Source organism: Helicobacter pullorum NCTC 12824, from assembly GCF_017979475.1.
Taxonomy (GTDB): Bacteria; Campylobacterota; Campylobacteria; order Campylobacterales; family Helicobacteraceae; genus Helicobacter_D; species Helicobacter_D pullorum.
Window position 1 is genome coordinate 1 of sequence record NZ_JAERIT010000023.1, and the last position, 1271, is coordinate 1271.

General features: G+C 34.5%; 2 protein-coding genes. Both read left to right on the forward strand.

The window, feature by feature from the left end; genetic code table 11:
• The coding region (locus tag JJQ98_RS08865; RefSeq protein ID WP_247596743.1) for a hypothetical protein at positions 1-591 on the forward strand (591 nt) is incomplete at its 5' end.
• On the forward strand, positions 588-1271 hold a 684-nt coding region (locus tag JJQ98_RS08755; RefSeq protein ID WP_210670820.1), incomplete at its 3' end, for a hypothetical protein. The genes JJQ98_RS08865 and JJQ98_RS08755, both read left to right, overlap by 4 nt.

The window sequence follows — 1271 nt, forward strand, 5'->3', positions numbered from 1 at the left end:
GGGGGAGATGATATACCTGATAATGTTATTAGAATAGAAACAGAGGATGGCAGTGGGGAGTATATAGAGATAGTATTATCAGAGGAAGCAGACGAACAAGACCTTTTGGATAAAGTTGGGGATATTGCCTTAGATATAGCACAAGGGGCAGGCGAATTAGCTTTGGCTGCAATCTCAAAAGGGAGATACAGACCCAAACCCAAAACACCCAAGAAAACAACTCAAACCATAAAGAAATCTAAATATGCCACAAAGCAGGAAGTGATAAATGTCATAGAGAATAAGTATGGGCTTAAAACTTCTAATCAACTAAATAAGGCGGGCTATAAAGAATTTAAGAATAGCAAAAATGTCTATTGGGCTAAAGATAGCAAGCAAATCAAACAAATTTGGGAGGATATTACAGAGGGAGCGGAAGAGTTGAAAGATATAGAAAAAGATAAACTTGGCGGTTCAATAAAAAGAAGAAAATTAAGTGATGGAACTATCATAAAATTAAGACAAAAATCTAAATCTGGTGGTTCAGCAATAGAAATTGAGAAAGAATCTACAGACCAAATAAAAATCCACAGCATAAAGGACAAAAAATGAAATATAAAATACTCACACATACACAAGGTTATCTATTTTTAGAACTTTCTGACGAAATTTGTAAGCTAATGAAAAATCATCAAAAAACACCTTACGATTTAGAGTTTGAATTATTCTTGCAGATTCCAAACCTGACAAAAGTAGATATTTTGGAGTATTTTGAAGAGAGTATTTTAGATTTAGCAACGGGATACTCTGGTAATGATATAGAGCTAGATTCTTTGTTTTTTGAATTTTTATTTGATAGCACCAATGTAACGGCAGGTAACTCTACTAATCCCACCTACATTAGCGAATACATTAATATTGTAGGACAACTCTTCCTAGCAGGATACATAGACTTTGGCTTATGTGGATTACAAGATAAAGAGGAAAATTTACTCTCTAGGCAAAAAGATACATACCAAGCTTGGATTCACTTTAGGGATAATTTCTTTTATACTGATGCGTTTTATAGGGATTATGAAATACTTGATGATTCAGAGGATTTTAGCACAGAGGAATATGGGAAAGCTGACTGGGATATGCCAAAGTATTGGGATAGATACACCTTTTGGGTTACCCGCACACAAAAAGGCACACAATACTTCAACGAGATTCTAGCCCCTAGATTCTATAACAAATACAAAGATTTAGAAGTAGAGATAGATTCTAAAGGCAATGTTATTCGTTGGATAGGG